The organism is Spirosoma aerolatum, assembly GCF_002056795.1.
In the GTDB taxonomy this organism is placed as follows: domain Bacteria; phylum Bacteroidota; class Bacteroidia; order Cytophagales; family Spirosomataceae; genus Spirosoma; species Spirosoma aerolatum.
This window is the reverse complement of sequence record NZ_CP020104.1, coordinates 1,654,399-1,671,357: the sequence shown is the minus strand read 5'-3', so window position 1 is coordinate 1,671,357 and position 16,959 is coordinate 1,654,399. Positions and strand designations below refer to the sequence as shown.

The following is a 16,959-nucleotide window of genomic DNA, read 5'->3' as shown; positions in this document are numbered from 1 at the left end:
TGAGGGAGGAAGAGATTTTGTGGGGGCATATTCTTAAATCTGCCCCCACCCTACCTGAGCCAAACACTGTCTTACAAATGCTGCAGAAACCGTACGATAGCCTGTTCGCAACGATTCTGTTGTTCAGCGCGGGAGAGCGTAGGCGTATCGTCGCCCAGTTGCGAACCGTAGTAGCCAAACTGAGCGTGATTCCCACCCTCTATGACAACAAACTCAGTATGAGCAGGCAACTTATTTTTATTTTGAGCTACTTCCCAAGGACTGGCCAGGCCATCGTTCGTTGCCGATACTTTCATGATGGGTATGGTACTGTTCGAGAGGCTTATATCGCGGGGGTGCGATGTGCCCATCAGGATTAATCCCGCCATTTTACCGGGATACTCATACACGTATTGAGCCGCCATTTTAGCTCCCTGCGAATGTCCACCCAGCACGTACTGCTTTGTAGTATCGGCGAACTCGGCCAGTGTATTGATTCGTTTATACCCGTATGTCGCCAGTCGCCAGGGCATTTTGATAATGTAGGTTGCGTAGCCTGCTTCTGCAACATGACGAGCCAGGGGCGCATAGGCCGTTGGGTCAACCATGGCTCCAGGAAAGAAAATCAGAACCTGCCGTTTAGCCCCCTGAGGGATAAACCCAAGAAAATCATCTGTTTGCTTTACAGTTATAGCAGCCGTAGAAGTCATAATCTCTTCATCGACCCCATGAGCCTGAAAGGATATAAAATTCCAGGCAGTAAACAGAAGCCCTGCCCCAATCCAGATTCGACGTAGTAATTTCTTCGTGATCAACTTCATTACTTAGCCTCAGACCTCCACGGGCGATTTGCGATACTCGGAAGGGGTTTTCTTCGTATGCTGTTTAAAGAACGTAGTGAAATAAGCTGCCGAATTAAAGCCTGTTTCAGTAGCAATATCGGCCATCGTTCGGGTCGTTTCGCGCAACAGGTATTTAGCCCGTTTCAGCCGGATATCGTTGATGTAGTCAATCACGTTCCTATCCAGTTGCGCCTGTACTTTCCGGTATAACTGCACCCGCGAAATGCCCATTTCACGACTTAATTTCTCGACACCAAAGCCCGGATCGCTCAGGCTCTGCTCAATGAGCCGGGTCAATTCGTTCAAGAATTTCTTTTCTTCCCGACTCCCTCCCGCTTGAGGAACAAAATCAGAGGCAAACCGTTGTTGCCCTTTCTGCCGATTGGCCAGCAGCGTGCGGATGGTTTCGATCAGGTAGGTTGCATTGAAGGGCTTTGTCAGATACATATCGGCTCCGGCCCGAACGCCCTCAATCTGGTGTTCCATCTGTTTATTCGCCGTCAGCAGAATAACCGGGATATGGGCGGTGCGCAGATCCGCTTTAATTCGCTGAGTCAGTTGTAACCCATCCATACCGGACAACATCACATCGCTGATAATCAGGTCTGGAATTACCTCCAGGGTTCGTTCCCACCCTTTTTCGGCCGTACTGTCGGCAATCACATCGAACTCACTCCCCAGCCGTGTTGTCAGAAACGTCCGCAGATCGTCGTTATCCTCAATCACAAGCAGCGTTCCCGTTTGTTTCGATCCGGCAAGAGAAACAGGCTGCGATACTTCATCAGCGTCTTCCTCAACGGGCAAACGGGGCAACGTGCGCTGGCTACTTGTAGGAACGATTTCGTCGGGCTGGAGATGACGATTGCCCAAGGGAAGCAAAATCGTAAACGTCGTTCCTTCTCCCTGCGCCGACTGCACACTGATGTCACCCCGATGCAGTTGAACAAACTCCATCGACAGGGCCAGGCCAATTCCCTTGGAGAGACTAAACGGCTGGCTACCACTGTAGAACAGGTCAAACGCATGGTCACGTTCCTCGGCCGACATTCCCTGTCCATTGTCCTCAACCTGAATGCGTACCTGACCACCTAACAGCTCCAGCCGAACGTGTATCAAGCCTCCTCTGGGTGTGTATTTGAAGGCGTTCGACAGTAGGTTAAACAGCACCTTGTCCAGTTTTTCGGCATCGAACCAAATGGGCAGACTACTCAGGGTGGTTATTAGTTGCAGGTCGATTCGTTGCTTCTCGGCCTTCCGCCGAAAGTCGAATACAATGTCGCGCACAAACGCAACCAAGTCCTGCTCACTGGCTCTCAGGTGCTGTTTACCCACATCCGATTTACGCAGATCGAGCATCTGATCGACCAACCGGAGAAGCCTATACGCATTTTTCTGTACCAGCAACAGCCCGTTTTTCAGCTCATGAGGAGCCACCGTTTTTTTGCCAAGTAAGTCTTCTGTTGGGGTCAGAATCAGGCTCAGCGGGGTATTAAACTCATGAGAGATGTAGGAATAAAAGCGTAGTTTTTCTTCGGTAGCCAGCCGTGCCTGCTGCGATACCCGTTCGATTTCATCTTTTTGATCGAGTATTTCCTGATTCTGCTTTTCCAGCGTCTGATACGCTGCCTGCTTGGATCGGTACAAATACAAGGCCCACCCTCCAAGCAGCAGCGCCACAAGCAGTATCGCCAGAATCAGATACAACGTGTTCTTCTGCGAGATATATGTTTGCGTTAGCACATCAATCCGACGACTCTGTTTCTCAATATCGGCCTGTTGCGCCAGCAATTTATCGCTCTGGGCTTTCAGTGCGTACACATTCGAGGCATCGACCTGAATCGAGTTTAAGATCTGTTCCCGATCGACCGATTTACCCTCCAGAATCCGAACGGCCGTTTTGATCGCTTCTTCGCCCCCCGTCGGATACAGAAAACTGGCTTTCAGAACACCATCTGTCACGGCCTGCATCCCGGCGCTCGGCCCAGGCAAGGCGTCGATACCCACGAAGTTTAGCTGTTGCTGCAAGCCGGCTTTTCGGTAAACGTCGTAAGCGCCCATCGCCATCACATCATTATGCGCAAAAAGCAGATCCACGTTTTTCAGCCCATCCAATTCCGAAGCAATCACCCGCCGAACGGTATCGCGCTCCCAGTGCCCATTCAACTCTTTGACGACTTCAATGCCTGGGTATTTCGTCAAAATCTCCTGTAAGCCTTTATGCCGTTCCTGGGCGGGCGACGAACTGGGTAAACCCCATACCTCAACGATACGTCCTTTCCCATTCAACTGATTGGCAATGAACGTCCCCGCCATTCGACCAAGTTGCAGATTGTCGCCACCGATGTAGGCATTGTACGACTCAGAATCAATCTTACGATCCAACAGAATAACGGGAATACCCTGCCTAAAGACAGCTTCGATCACCTTGGTAAACGGCTTGCTTTCGTTGGGTGAAATAATTAGCAAGTCGATTCCGCGCTCAACCAGCGATTGCACCTGACTGATTTGCCGACTTGTGCTATTGCCCGCGTCTTCGTAAAGTAACGTATAGTTCGGATGGAACCCTAGTTCCCGCTTCACATCGGTCAGCATGGTTTTCCGCCACTCATCGCCCCCAGTACACTGCGAAAAACCAATCCGATAGGTACGCGTTTCGGGTTTAGACTGGCATCCGCCCAGGAAGAGTCCGGTTATTAAAACCAGCAGCCCAATCAACAACCTCATCGACACACGATTGCCCGTCGCAGACGCACAACAATTGGCAGGCCACCAGGGGGAATCATGCATAAGCGAACACTTTACGGTACTGACCAAATATAATGTATAAGAATTTGAATGCAAAAGGCGAAACCTACCCAATCTCGATGGAGCCATGCTTTACAGAACTTCTGCCGGGAGCGATCAGACATTAAAAAATTTTAATGCCCTGGCTATTATTTATTGTACTTTTGAAAAGAGCCTTTCGTAAAAGGAATAGCCCGTATAAGGTATCAAATTACCTGTTTACCTTCTTATCCGAGTCACGAAAATACCATTTTAAACCCTTGACAATAAGCACAATAACCGTATTTAGTTATGCAACAAAAGATTCGCCGGGAAGACGCCCTTGCCTATCATGCCAAAGGGCGGCCGGGTAAGCTTGAAGTTATTCCGACCAAAGAATACAGTACCCAGACCGATTTATCGCTGGCCTACTCACCAGGTGTAGCCGAGCCTTGTCTGGCCATCGCCGAAAACCGCGAAGACGTTTATAAATACACCGCCAAAGGCAATCTGGTGGCCGTCATCAGCAACGGAACCGCCGTACTGGGTCTGGGCGATATTGGTCCCGAAGCCAGCAAACCCGTTATGGAAGGCAAGGGGCTTCTGTTTAAAATCTATGCCGACATCGACGTGTTCGATATTGAGCTGGACACCAAAAACGTCGATGAGTTTGTACGGATGGTGAAAATTCTGGAACCGACCTTCGGTGGGGTCAATCTGGAAGACATTAAAGCGCCGGAATGTTTCGCCATCGAAGAGCGGCTCAAAGCCGAGCTGAACATTCCGATCATGCACGACGACCAGCACGGAACAGCCATTATCTCGGCAGCTGCCCTATTGAATGCGCTGGAATTGGTTGGCAAACGGATTGACGAAGCTAAAATTCTGGTCAACGGTGCAGGCGCATCCGCTATATCGTGTACGAAGTTATACATTGCCCTAGGCGCTAAAGTCGAAAATGTGGTCATGTGCGACAGCAAAGGCGTTATTCGGGCCGACCGAACCGACCTTGACGAGCGCAAGAGCCTGTTTGCCACCTCGCGCGACTTGCATACGTTGGAAGAAGCATTCGTAGGAGCCGACGTTTTCATTGGATTATCGAAAGGCAACACGGTTAGTCAGGACATGGTACGCTCAATGGCCTCTGATCCCATTGTCTTTGCGATGGCCAATCCAACACCCGAAATCAGTTACGAGGAGGCACTAGCCGCCCGACCCGATGTGATTATGGCGACTGGGCGCTCCGATTACCCCAACCAGGTCAACAACGTGTTGGGATTCCCCTACATTTTCCGGGGTGCGCTCGACGTGCGCGCTACCGAAATCAATGAAGCCATGAAACTAGCGGCTGTGCATGCACTGGCCGACATGGCAAAAAAGCCCGTTCCCGACCTGGTCAATATGGCCTATGGCACCGACAACCTGATGTTTGGTCGTGGGTATATCATCCCCAAGCCCGTCGATCCACGTCTGCTCGAAACCGTGGCACCAGCCGTAGCCAAAGCCGCTATGGAGTCGGGGGTTGCCAAAGAACCTATCACAGACTGGGAAGCCTATGGTAGTCAACTTGCCCGGCGATTAGGCCAGGATACACGCATTTCCAGAGTCATTAATAATAAGGCTCGCACCAATCCGAAACGGGTCGTTTTTGCCGATGCCGAAAACCTGAAAGTACTGAAAGCAGCTCAGCAAGTGAAAGATGGGGGAATTGCCCATCCTATTCTATTGGGCGAAAAAGCGATTATTGAGGAGATGATCGCCCAAAATCACCTGGATCTGGGCGATGTACCCATTATTACCCCCCGCAAAGAACAGGAACTAGTCGAACAATTTGGCGACCTGCTCTATAAAAAACGACACCGGAAAGGCCTTACTGCCGTCGATGCCCGCAAGCGTATGCTGTCACGAACGCACTTCGGTGCCATGATGGTCGAAACGGGGCAGGCCGATGCGCTGATTTCAGGGCTTACACATAACTACCCCGATACCATTCGTCCGGCACTGCAAGTGATCGGGAAAGAGCCAGGGGTTCGGAAAGTTGCGGGTATGTACATTCTGCTGACGAACCGGGGGCCCTTGTTCTTCTCCGATACAACGGTGAATATGAACCCCACTGCCGAAGAGATCGTGGAAATTACCGAACTAACAGCGCGAGCCGTTGAGCGGTTTAACATCAAACCTCGTATTGCGCTGGTTACCTATGCCAATTTCGGTAGTGCCAAAGGCGAAGATGCCGATAAGATGCAACTGGCGGCTGATATGCTTCACCGCAAACACCCCGACATGGTTGTGGATGGAGCGATGCAGGCGCACCTGGCTTTCAACGTCGATCTGCTCCGGCAAAATTACCCACTCAGTAAGCTGGTCGATGAAGGGGCCAATACCCTGATTTTCCCCAATTTATCGGCTGCAAATATTGCTTATAACCTGATGCGCGAAGCCGCCGGGCCTCGTTCTGTTGGTTTCGATGCGATTGGCCCCATTCTGCTTGGAATGCGTAAACCTGTTTATGTCCTGCAATTGGGTTCGTCGGAGCGGGAAATCGTCAATATGGTTGCTATTGCCGTCGTCGAAGCACAGAGCGTGAGTTAGCCCTTTAAACAATTGTATTCTTCTGAATTGCCGTTCAATCAAGGATTTGCGTCCGGTATTGAACGGCAATTTAGTTTGCAGTCATCTTAAACAACAAACCTGTTTCGAATGTACCGTTCACTCTTTTTCACAACCCTGATTGCTCTTTTTAGTGCTGCTTTTCGCCCCGCTTTCGATACGATCACCGGCACCTGGAAACGAACCGCTATGACACTGGTCGAAAGCTCCGGCAAGTCTACGGATATGAACAAAATGATGGAGACCAACATGCCCTGCACTAAAGAAATGACGTACACTTTCGGTAACGATGGTACTATGAAAACCAACGTTCCAGATGCCTGTGGCGCTTTAAAAAAAACGATCGAATCGATGAATGCTAGTGGCAAATGGACCATGAGCGGTCGTAAAGTTGTGGTAACCACAACCATGAAAGATATTCCACCGTCTACCTATGACGTCGCTATAAGTGGCAATACCATGACATGGACGTTCAACTATGCGGATAATCCTAAAATGCCTAACCCCACTAAAGCGCAACGTATGACGATCGTTTATCAACGAATTTAGCCCTTATTACGATGAAAAAGCCCAGGGGCTGTCTGTCCAGCCTGATCATGATCATCCTGGCTGTATTGGTCTTAGGCGTTCTTTCGTTCTACGGCAGCAAGCTTTTTGATCGGTATCAGCGCCCCTGGGCTTACAGCACGTCTGGTCCTTTGCTGGTCGGACACTGGAAGGGCCAGTACGTCGATCCTGATAACATTACCAAAACCATTGAGCTTACCATATTCGATCCTGAACCAGATGACAAACGCTGGAGCAAGGCAGTATCTTTTCACGGCCGACGAAAGGGACGTCGCCGGACAGGCTCATCGAAGCGTTCGTTTAACGGGCAGGCCATTGTCGTTAGCCGATTAGGCCGCGAAGAATATGAGATCAGCGGTTCGGTTGGCAAAGAGGATTATCATCAAATCAGGCTTACCTTCCATACAGAAACCAGCCGCAATTTCGACAGACCGGCGTTCTATCTTCTGTTCGGGCAGAATGGCCGCTGGCATAACGACGAGCTAACCTGCACGCTTGAATTCAGCTACCGACGGAAAGATGGGTCCAGCTTTTGGAACAGTGCCGATCCTCGTTTCGGCAAACAAACGCGTCTTATCCTTCACCGGGCTTCAGCCTGACATAACGGATAAAACCAGCGTCTGACTAATTACCTATTTTCGAGGTCAACAGAATCCAGAACAGAAACAGATCATCAATAATCAACAGGCTATTAAAAGAAAATCTTTACTAACCATAGCCATTTTAGCAATCCCCGTTCTATGACGAAATCGTACTACTCTTTTATCTATAAAATAACTTCTATCTTACCATTTTTATATCCTATTCCTAAACTCTCTTATTTAACCAATTAGATATGCACGATTCTAGCCCTCCCTACACCGGACCCAAACCTATCCGAACTATTCTTCAGGCCGGTGTAGTAGCCGGTGTTTTAGATGCACTGGCCGCTATGATCATGGTACTGGCCCGGGGTGGTAACGATCCATTGGTTGTCTGGAAATATGTAGCCAGTGGTGCTTTCGGCCCAGACGCATTGACCGGTGGACCACCCATGATTTTCTGGGGATTAGCGTTCCACTTTTTTATTGCCTTTTCGTTCGCTTCTCTGTTTTACGCAATTTATCCACTGTTACGCCGATTCATCGACAGCCCAACTGCCATGGGGTTATTGTATGGTATCCCGGTTTGGGTCATTATGAACCTGGTAGTTATCCCGGCAAGCCGAATCAAAATGGCTCCTTTTGAGCTATCGAAAGTCACCATTGGTATGGGCATCCTAATGGTCTGCGTAGGATTGCCTATTGCCTTGATTAGTAGCAAAAATTATTCAGGTAAGGCGTAAATAGGCTGGCTGATACACACGAGCGAATCGCATCAGCCAGCCTACTATTCATTTCCGAATAGGTTGTTTTTGCCAGTATGTCAGGCTGCGCCAGCCCCATTCGAGCGGGCCAAATCGATAAAACTGCAACCAGATAGCACTGAAAAGTAAGTTAATCACCCAAACTACAGCCACTACATAATACAATTGGTGATACTCCAGCTTACCGAAATACCCCAGGCCATACCCATTGAAAAACAGGGTGCAACAGATGGTTTGCAGGATGTAATTACTAAAAGCCATTTGTCCTACATTTGCCAGCGCCTTCATCAGCCAGGGAACAAGTCCTGAGCGATAAATCAGTATCAGTAAACTCGCATGGCCAATCCCGGCAAGCCCCCGCTGCAAATCGTAGCCTATAGCCGGCGACGCCCATTGCTGTGTATAATGGACTGGATCGAGTAGTCGCTGCTGCATCAGAAACATCCCAAGGGCACTTAGGGGAAAGCCAATGCCATAGCCCCCCAATAAAGTTAACCAGTACGTTCGTGTGGTCAGTTTATTTGAGAAGAAACCTAATTTGAACAAGGCCATGCCTAGAAACATCATACATAGGTTATCCCATAGGTAAAGATACAAATAGGTCGAGTGAAAGCGAATATTGTCGGGCTCCAGCGTTTTATAGACGGTACCATAGCCCGAGCGCATCTTCTGATTGAATTCAGCCACCTCTTTCATGTCTGGTTTCGATTCCTTGACAATTTTCCCCCAGGTTTCCTTGTCTTTTTTCTGCTCGTCGGTCAGCTTTTTGTGGGCTTTTTCCAGCACCATTACCTGCTGATACTTCTCATATTTACTGCGATAATCGAACTGCTGACGTTCGCGCTTTATCATGTTGATCGACAGGCATATCAGCGAGCAAAGGAGTAGCTGGCGCGGAGTCAGTTTGCGGAAAGGAAACAGAAATAAAGCACAAATGGCATAATCGAATAAAATGTCGCCTACCCACATGAGTATGTACTCGTGGATAACCCCAAACAATACCATCCACAATAGCCGGCGGTATAGGAAATCGGCGGAGCTTCCCAGGTTCGTTTCTTCTTTACGGCTGGTAAAAATAAGAATACCTGCTCCGAACAGCATGGAAAATAAGGCGCGCATTTTGCCTTCAAACAGGACAGTAACCACGGCAAAGACAGAATAGTCGGTGCTACCTGGGCGGAGTAATGGTTCACTTTCGAGCTGGAATGCGCGGCCAAAAAATGGGATATTCATCAGCAAAATACCCAGCAGAGCCACGCCCCGTACAATGTCAATGGTTTTGATGCGTTCGGTCAGTGCCACTGGTCGTATGGCCGCCTGATGATCGTTAGTTCCGTTAATCGGAAGCGTAGCTGTTGAATCCATGGAAGGCAGGAAGATTTTAGAAGAAATATACTCAGAAGCCGACTTACAACCAACTGTAAATCAAGCACCTAAATATAATCTTTTTCTCCTTCCATCAATACAGGTCATTTCGTAAACGGTTTACCTCCGGGTGAAGGCAACCCGACGGGAGTCGAGCTTGAGGAAAATGAACAGCAATATAGAGAATGACCAGAGAGATGAACCTCCATAGCTGAAAAAAGGCAGGGGAATACCAATAACCGGCATAAGGCCGATGGTCATACCAATATTGACCATTATGTGAAAAAAGATGATACCCGCTACGCAGTAGCCATACACCCGCGCAAACTTGGTCCGCTGTTTTTCGGCCAGAATAACGATACGCGTCAGCAGGGCAATAAAGAGAGAAATAACAACCAATGCCCCAATAAACCCGTGTTCTTCCCCAATCGTACAGAAAATAAAATCGGTACTTTGTTCGGGCACGAAGTCGAATTTGGTTTGAGTCCCTTCCAGAAATCCTTTCCCCTGTAGCCGTCCGGAACCAATGGCAATTTTAGCCTGGGTAACGTTCCAACCTACGCCCAGCGGGTCTATGGTAGGATCAACCAATACTTTGATCCGGTTACGCTGGTGCTTCTGGAGCACATTGTTCACAAAGAAATCAACTCCCGTCACAAAAATCATCATCCCGATACCGACAACACCTATCGCCAGCAGGTTAGCAATTGTTCGGTTATAACGTGGCATAACCAGAATAACCAATACAGCCAATACGCCAATTCCAATAAAAATATAGAGCTTGGGGAAGATGAGTGCGAGGATAAACAAAGCCACGGCGCTTAAACCAACTGCCGGAATCCAACTGGGCAGCCCCTCCCGATACAGCATGATAGCAAACGAGGCAAACACAAGCGTTGAGCCCGTTTCGTTGGAGGCAATAATCAGCAAACAAGGCAGTATAATAATGCCCGCTACATAGAGCAAGTCCTTCTGTTTGCTCAGGTTGATTCCCGGCACATCGAGGTATTTTGCCAGAGCCAGAGCCGTTGCCACTTTGGTAAACTCAGCAGGCTGAATCTGAAACGAGCCAAACTTGAACCACGAGCGCGATCCGTTGATATTGCTTCCGGCCACAAGCACCAGAATCAACATCAGAATCATAAATCCGTAAAAGACAAAGGCAAACGTATCGAAAAACGTGTGATTTACGACCAGAATGCAGATAATCAGAATCGCCGTAGTGCCAATCCACATCAATTGTTTCCCAGCATTGGTCGACATATCGAATGGGCTTGTATGGAACTCAGGAGTGTATACAGCGGCATACACATTGAGCCACCCCAGCGTTACGAGGCACAGGTAGAGCAGCAGCGTAAGCCAGTCAATATTTTGCGAAAAGGGGTCGTTTTGGCGAGCCAATGTTTAATTCGGTTTACAGTATATGGTTATACGGTTTACGATGGGCTAACGTACGTAATTACTTACGACGCGACCGACTGCGGCAAGCTGAAAACCGTAACCTGGTTAATTTCCTGACGCTCCGGTTACGGTAAAGGCTTTTGGTGTGGTAGCCGTCATCATGGGTTTCGGAACTGATGGTTTCTGTGTAGTGTCTTTGTCCTTCTTTGGAGCTACCGGCTTCTTGGCGTCAAAAAGGAACTGAGCGGGTGGCATGTAATTCGAAGCTTTCACTTGGGCATCCAGAACGGTAGCTTCAGTCTTACGCTTCAGGTATCGTTCAGCCACCAGGGCCGCTACCGAGGCTGCGGCTTTTCCGCCCCAGCCAGCATTTTCTACGAATACAGCTACGGCAATTTTAGGATCATTCATGGGCGCAAAGCCGATAAAGATCGAGTGGTCGTATTTATGGCCAAACTTGGCATTTTGAGCCGTTCCTGTTTTGCCGCATAAGTCAATTCCTGCGATGTTGGCCAATGGGGTTACAGTACCATGCGCTACGGCTCCCCGCATCCCGTCGATAACTGGCAGATAATATTTGTAATCGATATCGGTCTGGTGCTTCACACTGTACTCAGCCGGAACGCCTACACCCACTTTTCCGAAGCCTTTGATGTAATGTGGTGTAATGTACCAGCCCCGGTTGGCAATGGTCGCTGCCAGATTCACCAATTTCATAGGCGTAATCAGCAACTCACCTTCGCCAATACTGAGCGAGTACACGTTTGAAAATTTCCAGCGTAAGGCACCCCGATAGGCCTTGTCATAATATTCGGGTGTTGGCAGATTCCCCTTCCGTTCGAACGGCAAATCAACCCCCAGCCGATCACCGATCCCAAACTTTTCGACCATGTCGTGCCATTCCCGTAAGCCAATTGCCGACGATTTAAAGACGTTATGTTCGCCGTTGTGGTAAATAAACTTGCGGAATACGTTGTAGAAATACGGGTTACACGAGTTCTGCACCGCTCCCCGCAGGTTATTCCCTCCTCGGCAGTGGCACCGCATGGGCGATCCACCATGCCCATAAACCGTATTTGGAAAAAGTGTTCCCTGCTGCTGGGCAATTAAGGCCTGAATCAGCTTGAACGTCGAGCCTGGTCGATAGCTGGCCGTGGCCGGTCGATTAATTAGGGGTTTGTATGGATTTTTGAGCAATGCCCGGTAGTTCTTCGAAAAGAATCGGCTCGACAGCATGTTCGGATCGTAGGTAGGCGCCGATACCGATACCAGAATTTCGCCCGTCGACGGTTCTACCGCCAATACTGCCCCAACCTTATTCTGCATTAGACTGTCGGCATATTTCTGCACCTCCACATCAATGCCCGTAATCAGATTCTGACCCGCTACGGCCAATGTATCGAATTCTCCATTTTTCCAGGAGCCTTTATTCACGCCATGCACATTCTGCATCATGAATTTTACCCCGCGCTTGCCGCGTAGTTGCTCTTCATACTGCTCTTCCAGGCCATTATGACCGATATAATCGCCTTGCCGGTAGTAGACAATATCCTGATTATCCAGTTGTTTTTTGCTGATTTCGCTGACATACCCCAGCGCATTGGCCAGCGTATGGGCCGGGTAGGTGCGCATAGAACTGATGACTGGCTCAAAGCCCCGATAATCGACCAGGGCATCCTGAATACGGGCAAAATCTTCTTTAGAAAGCTGACGCAGAAACAGCGACGGTTTCACACGGGAATAGTTAACGGCCAGCCCCATGATACTATCGAACTCCGGCCGGGAAATATCCATCATCCGGCAGAAAGCTGCGGTGTCGGGGATACGAACCTGTTTTGGCGTGACGTATAAATCGTAAACAGGTGTATTATAAACGATTAACTGATTATTTCGGTCATAAATCTGCCCTCGATACGGGATCTCGACCACTCGTTTAATCGAATTCTTCGACGCCCCCAGCGAATAGGTATCGTCTAGAACCTGTAAGTAAAACAACCGGGCCAGATAAACCAACCCCACCAGGCAAAAGATGCCAATAATGACCCACCTCCGATTCTCTAACATGAGAATATACTCCGTTCAATCAAGCTATGTACGCTACACAAAGTTAGCTGAATTAATGGATAATGAATAATGTAAAATGGATAATGAAGCTGTATAGCAAAGTCAGCACCATTATCCATTTTACATTATTCATTATCCATTAATTCTACCATCCCTTGGCAAAGGTGCGAATCCGGCAGAGGTACATATCGGCCGTGATATACAGTGTCGTGCCATCGTCGCCCCAGGCACAGTTGGCAGTATCGGCCCCTACTTTTATGTGGCCCAGCAAATCATACGGGCCACTCCCCTGGGTGGGTGCCATCACCAGTACGCCTTTGCCCCCCGTTACCCATAGGTTGCCATCGCGGTCGACTTTCATGCCATCGAAGCCTCCTTCCAGTCCCTGCTTCTTCATTTGTTCGGGTCCGAACACCATCCGGCCTTTTCCAACCGATCCATCGGTCTGTATTGGGTACGCCATCACGAGCGGGCGCATGGGGTCCGATTGAGCCACATACAGAATTTTCTCATCGGGCGAAAGGGCTATCCCATTGGGGCGGCTCAAATCGCTCACAACGATGGAAACCTGCCCCGGTACACCTGCCCGCTCCGGTGCGATTCGGTACACACCGAAGCCATCCGTTTCGCGGGTAGGGTCTTTTTCTTTTTTAGGCATCCCATACGGTGGGTCGGTGAAATAATAGCTACCATTGGAGTGAGCCACTACATCGTTCGGACTATTGAAACGCTTACCATTGTAATTATCAGCCAGAGTGCGTTTCCCTCCCGGACTGTTTAGGGGCATGGCCGTTACACGTCGGTCACCATGTTCACAGAAAATCAGACGCCCCTGTTTGTCGATAGTCAGGCCATTGGAGCCTGGTTCATCGCCATAGGGAGCTACCCCCGTATAACCCGACGGTTTCATGAATGGCGTAACCCCTTCCTTGTCTGTCCATTTGTAAATGGTATTCTGGGGAACGTCCGAAAAAAGCAAAAAGGCTTCATTTTTCACCCAGATAGGCCCTTCAGTCCAGACGAATCCGCTGGCCAGTACGTCTATTTTTGCTTCTGCCGGAATCAGTTTATCCAGTCGCGGGTCAGTTTTAATAATCTGTCCAATGGTTGGAAAGGGTGCATTTTGAGCCATAGTGAGGCCAAGACCCGCCCACCAGCTTACTACCAATAAAACAGTTCTTTTCATAAGGAATGTCAGGATTTGGATCAATGTACCAAGAAGCTTCGGTATCGAATGAGGAAAAGCGTGTAAGATGCTGCTTATAATGTTCTTACAAACTATACTAATGGACCAATCTATCAAATCTCAATTCACTACAGTCGACGAGTACATTGCGGCACAACCTGAATCGACCCATGCGACCTTGCAACAAATTCGACAAATTATCCGGCAGGCCGCTCCGGATGCGGAAGAGCTGATCAGCTACCAGATGCCCGGTTATCGATCGGACGGTAAACTGATCTGGTTTGCGGCTGCCAAACACCATTATGGCATCTATGTAGTACCGGCTATTTTGAAGGAGTTCAGCGATCGGCTCAGCGCCTACACCATGACCAAATCGGCTATTCATATTCCGCTCGATGCCCCTATTCCGGCCGACCTGCTCACCGAGATTGTTCGATACGGTGTTCAGAAAAATCAGGAGCAGAAATTGCTAAAACAACAGGCTAAAAAACGATAAACGAATGCATGAATTACAACTACGTATCGTTTTAGTAAACCCTCCGGCGGGTATCGATTTTGGCTTACAGCAAGGCAGCGGTCATACATATGAGACCATCCAGACGCAACGATCAACTACTCAGGATTTGGTATTCTCGTTTACCGTACGTGTTAAAGGCGATGCCGTTACCGATCCAGCGCCTACCTTACTCGGCCACTTCGTACAAGGCCCTCCAAGCAGTCGTTTTGTGTATCTGGACATTGGCACCGCTGCTGGTCAAGCCGATTCGGTATGGAGCCGACGCCTGAAAATCCCTTTAACGATTACCTGGCCCCTCATTGAGCAAGTTTCCATGCATCCCAAGCAGTTGCTGGAAACACTTGTAGTAGGCACTAATAAAGACGGTACACCAACATGTGGCACCGTAAAACCATTTGCAGGCTGGCGAGTAGGCAACGGTCATTAACGATGAAACTACTTGCCGCTTCTTTAAACTTCGCTTATTTTTAAAAAAATTTAAATTCCCCTATCTTAATCGTACATGAAAAATAACAAACAGGCGACTTCGTCGGACAACGGTGCTCAATCGTCACGACGGTCGTTTCTGAAAACACTGGGTTTGGCCGGTACAGCCGCTGCTGCGGCCCCAGCCGCCCTGGCCGAAACCACCTCATCCAATGCCATTGCGGCACCCCAGTACCTAAACCTGGTGCGAAGCCACAGCAGCACAGCCGCCAATGACAAAGTACGCATCGCCCTCATCGGTACAGGTGGTATGGGTATGGGCGACACCCAAACGGCGCTCATGGTCAATGGTGTTGAAATGGTAGCCGCCTGCGACCTCTACGACGGCCGCTTACGTCGGGCCAAAGAGTTATGGGGTGAAAACCTTGCCGTAACCAAAGATTACCGTCAGATTCTGGAACGCACCGATGTAGACGCTATTATCAATGGTACCACCGACCACTGGCACGAAAAAATCTCGTCGGATGCTATGCGGAAAGGCAAGCATGTATATTGCGAAAAGCCAATGGTCCAGAAGTTTGAAGATGGGCATACGCTGATCAAAGTAGCGAAAGAAACGGGCAAAGTATTTCAGGTGGGGAGTCAGTTTGCCAGTTCGCTACTCATTGCCAAAGCACGTGAGCTGCTGAAAGCGGGCGACATTGGTGAACTCGTGTTTGTTGAAGCCATTTACGACCGCCACAGCGCACAGGGAGCCTGGCAATACTCGATTCCGCCCGATGCGTCTCCCCAAACGGTCGACTGGGATACCTATCTGGGTAGTGCGCCTAAACGCCCCTGGGACCCACTCCGCTTTTTCCGCTGGCGAAATTATATCGATTATGGTACGGGTATTGCCGGTGATTTGTACGTCCACCTGCTGACCTCGCTCCACTGCATCACCGGCTCCAAAGGACCTACGCGGGTATACTCTACGGGTGGTACACGCTACTGGAAAGATGGCCGCGACGTGCCGGATATTCAACTAAGTATCTACGACTACCCCAAAACAGCCGAGCACCCCGAGTTTAACCTGACTACCCGTTCAAATTTCGAAGATGGTGGTGGTGGTAATTACCTGGTTCGACTGGTCGGTACTGAAGGCGACCTGTCGCTGGGTTTTGATAGCCTGACAGTTCACCGGAACAAATTTCCCAAAGAACCGGGTATGTCGATCGACAATTTCCCGAAAGACCAGAAAGAGCTGTATATCGCTGAATACAACAAACTGTATCCGCAGAAACCCGAACTGGTTGGCCCGAAGGAATTTAAATATTCGTTCCCAAAAGAGTATAAGGGTGACCGCTATGAGCACTTTGTCAATTTCTTCAACTCGATCCGAACGGGCGCTCCGAACGTAGAAGATGCCACCTTTGGCTTACGCGCCTGCGGACCGACCCAGTGTGGTAACATGAGTTACTACCAGAAGAAAATCGTTAGCTGGGACCCGATCAACATGAAGATCAACGGGGCGGCTTAATCGCAATTAATTATCAGAAAACGGCCTTCGGCTTCCTGTCTATTGGACAGCCGAAGGCCGTTTCTATGTTACCTTGTTATACCAGAAACGCTTTTATAAAAAATCATACTTATGTAATTACTCCGCCACGTAAAAAAAAGATACATCCCACAACTGAGGATTCTTGGAGGCTGTTTGGGCTATAGCCAAATTGCTTTTTGAAGGCGTAAGAAGAATACGATAGGTTTTCAAAGTCCGCGTCAACATACACAACAGACTGTTTTGTCTTTTTTACCAAAGTAACATCATAGGTAAAAAAAGTGTGCTTGGAAATATTAATTTCCGCAAGCATCGCCATTACGAAAAATTCTAATTCTACCATATATTTATAGGCAA

General features: G+C 49.0%; 14 protein-coding genes. 7 read left to right on the top strand and 7 right to left on the bottom strand.

Going from position 1 to position 16,959, the window contains the following annotated elements; all coding sequences use genetic code 11:
• Positions 1-71: 71 nt before the first annotated feature.
• Complete coding sequence (locus B5M13_RS06805) at positions 72-800, bottom strand: alpha/beta hydrolase (RefSeq protein WP_080054963.1); 729 nt, start codon at positions 798-800, stop codon at positions 72-74.
• Between the two features lie 9 nt (positions 801-809).
• Positions 810-3,608 carry a substrate-binding domain-containing protein gene (locus B5M13_RS06800; protein WP_080054962.1) on the bottom strand — a complete coding sequence of 933 codons (2,799 nt, stop codon included), beginning with the start codon at positions 3,606-3,608 and terminating at the stop codon, positions 810-812.
• A 288-nt stretch (positions 3,609-3,896) separates the two neighbouring features.
• Here B5M13_RS06800 and B5M13_RS06795 point away from each other — a divergent pair, with 288 nt between their 5' ends.
• The 4 genes from B5M13_RS06795 to B5M13_RS06780 all read left to right on the top strand — a co-directional run bounded on the left by B5M13_RS06795 (position 3,897) and on the right by B5M13_RS06780 (position 8,085).
• Positions 3,897-6,176: an NADP-dependent malic enzyme gene (locus B5M13_RS06795; protein WP_080054961.1), complete on the top strand. Its 2,280-nt coding sequence runs from the start codon at positions 3,897-3,899 to the stop codon at positions 6,174-6,176.
• Between the two features lie 108 nt (positions 6,177-6,284).
• On the top strand, positions 6,285-6,743 hold the full coding sequence (locus tag B5M13_RS06790) for a lipocalin-like domain-containing protein (RefSeq protein WP_080054960.1): 459 nt from the start codon (positions 6,285-6,287) through the stop codon (positions 6,741-6,743).
• 11 nt (positions 6,744-6,754) lie between these two features.
• Complete coding sequence (locus B5M13_RS06785) at positions 6,755-7,360, top strand: hypothetical protein (RefSeq protein ID WP_080054959.1); 606 nt, start codon at positions 6,755-6,757, stop codon at positions 7,358-7,360.
• A 236-nt stretch (positions 7,361-7,596) separates the two neighbouring features.
• Positions 7,597-8,085, top strand: a complete 489-nt coding sequence (locus B5M13_RS06780) for a hypothetical protein (RefSeq protein WP_080054958.1) — start codon at positions 7,597-7,599, stop codon at positions 8,083-8,085.
• 48 nt (positions 8,086-8,133) lie between these two features.
• On the opposite strand, the gene B5M13_RS06775 is transcribed toward B5M13_RS06780, so the two are convergent.
• From B5M13_RS06775 to B5M13_RS06760, 4 genes are all read right to left on the bottom strand, one after another.
• Entirely contained in the window at positions 8,134-9,471 is a 1,338-nt protein-coding gene (locus B5M13_RS06775) for a DUF418 domain-containing protein (RefSeq protein ID WP_080054957.1), read from the bottom strand.
• Positions 9,472-9,591: 120 nt separating this feature from the next.
• Positions 9,592-10,872 (bottom strand): rod shape-determining protein RodA, encoded by a 1,281-nt coding sequence (gene rodA, locus B5M13_RS06770; protein WP_080054956.1) that lies wholly within the window; start codon positions 10,870-10,872, stop codon positions 9,592-9,594.
• Positions 10,873-10,977: 105 nt separating this feature from the next.
• On the bottom strand, positions 10,978-12,936 hold the full coding sequence (locus tag B5M13_RS06765) for a peptidoglycan D,D-transpeptidase FtsI family protein (RefSeq protein ID WP_080054955.1): 1,959 nt from the start codon (positions 12,934-12,936) through the stop codon (positions 10,978-10,980).
• Positions 12,937-13,081: 145 nt separating this feature from the next.
• Positions 13,082-14,122, bottom strand: coding sequence for an SMP-30/gluconolactonase/LRE family protein (locus B5M13_RS06760; protein ID WP_080054954.1), 1,041 nt, complete (start codon positions 14,120-14,122; stop codon positions 13,082-13,084).
• A 100-nt stretch (positions 14,123-14,222) separates the two neighbouring features.
• On the opposite strand from B5M13_RS06760, the gene B5M13_RS06755 reads away from it, so the two are divergent.
• The 3 genes from B5M13_RS06755 (at position 14,223) to B5M13_RS06745 (ending at position 16,584) form a co-directional block, all read left to right on the top strand.
• The gene (locus B5M13_RS06755; RefSeq protein WP_170061092.1) at positions 14,223-14,618 is read left to right on the top strand and encodes an iron chaperone; all 396 of its coding nucleotides are present in this window, start codon (positions 14,223-14,225) and stop codon (positions 14,616-14,618) included.
• Between the two features lie 4 nt (positions 14,619-14,622).
• Positions 14,623-15,066: a DUF5990 family protein gene (locus tag B5M13_RS06750; RefSeq protein ID WP_080054952.1), complete on the top strand. Its 444-nt coding sequence runs from the start codon at positions 14,623-14,625 to the stop codon at positions 15,064-15,066.
• Between the two features lie 75 nt (positions 15,067-15,141).
• Positions 15,142-16,584 (top strand): Gfo/Idh/MocA family protein, encoded by a 1,443-nt coding sequence (locus B5M13_RS06745; RefSeq protein WP_080054951.1) that lies wholly within the window; start codon positions 15,142-15,144, stop codon positions 16,582-16,584.
• Between the two features lie 109 nt (positions 16,585-16,693).
• Here the strand turns inward: B5M13_RS06745 and B5M13_RS06740 are convergent, their stop codons facing one another.
• A complete protein-coding gene (locus B5M13_RS06740; protein WP_155297199.1) occupies positions 16,694-16,945 on the bottom strand; it encodes a hypothetical protein in 252 nt (83 codons plus the stop codon).
• Positions 16,946-16,959: the final 14 nt, after the last annotated feature.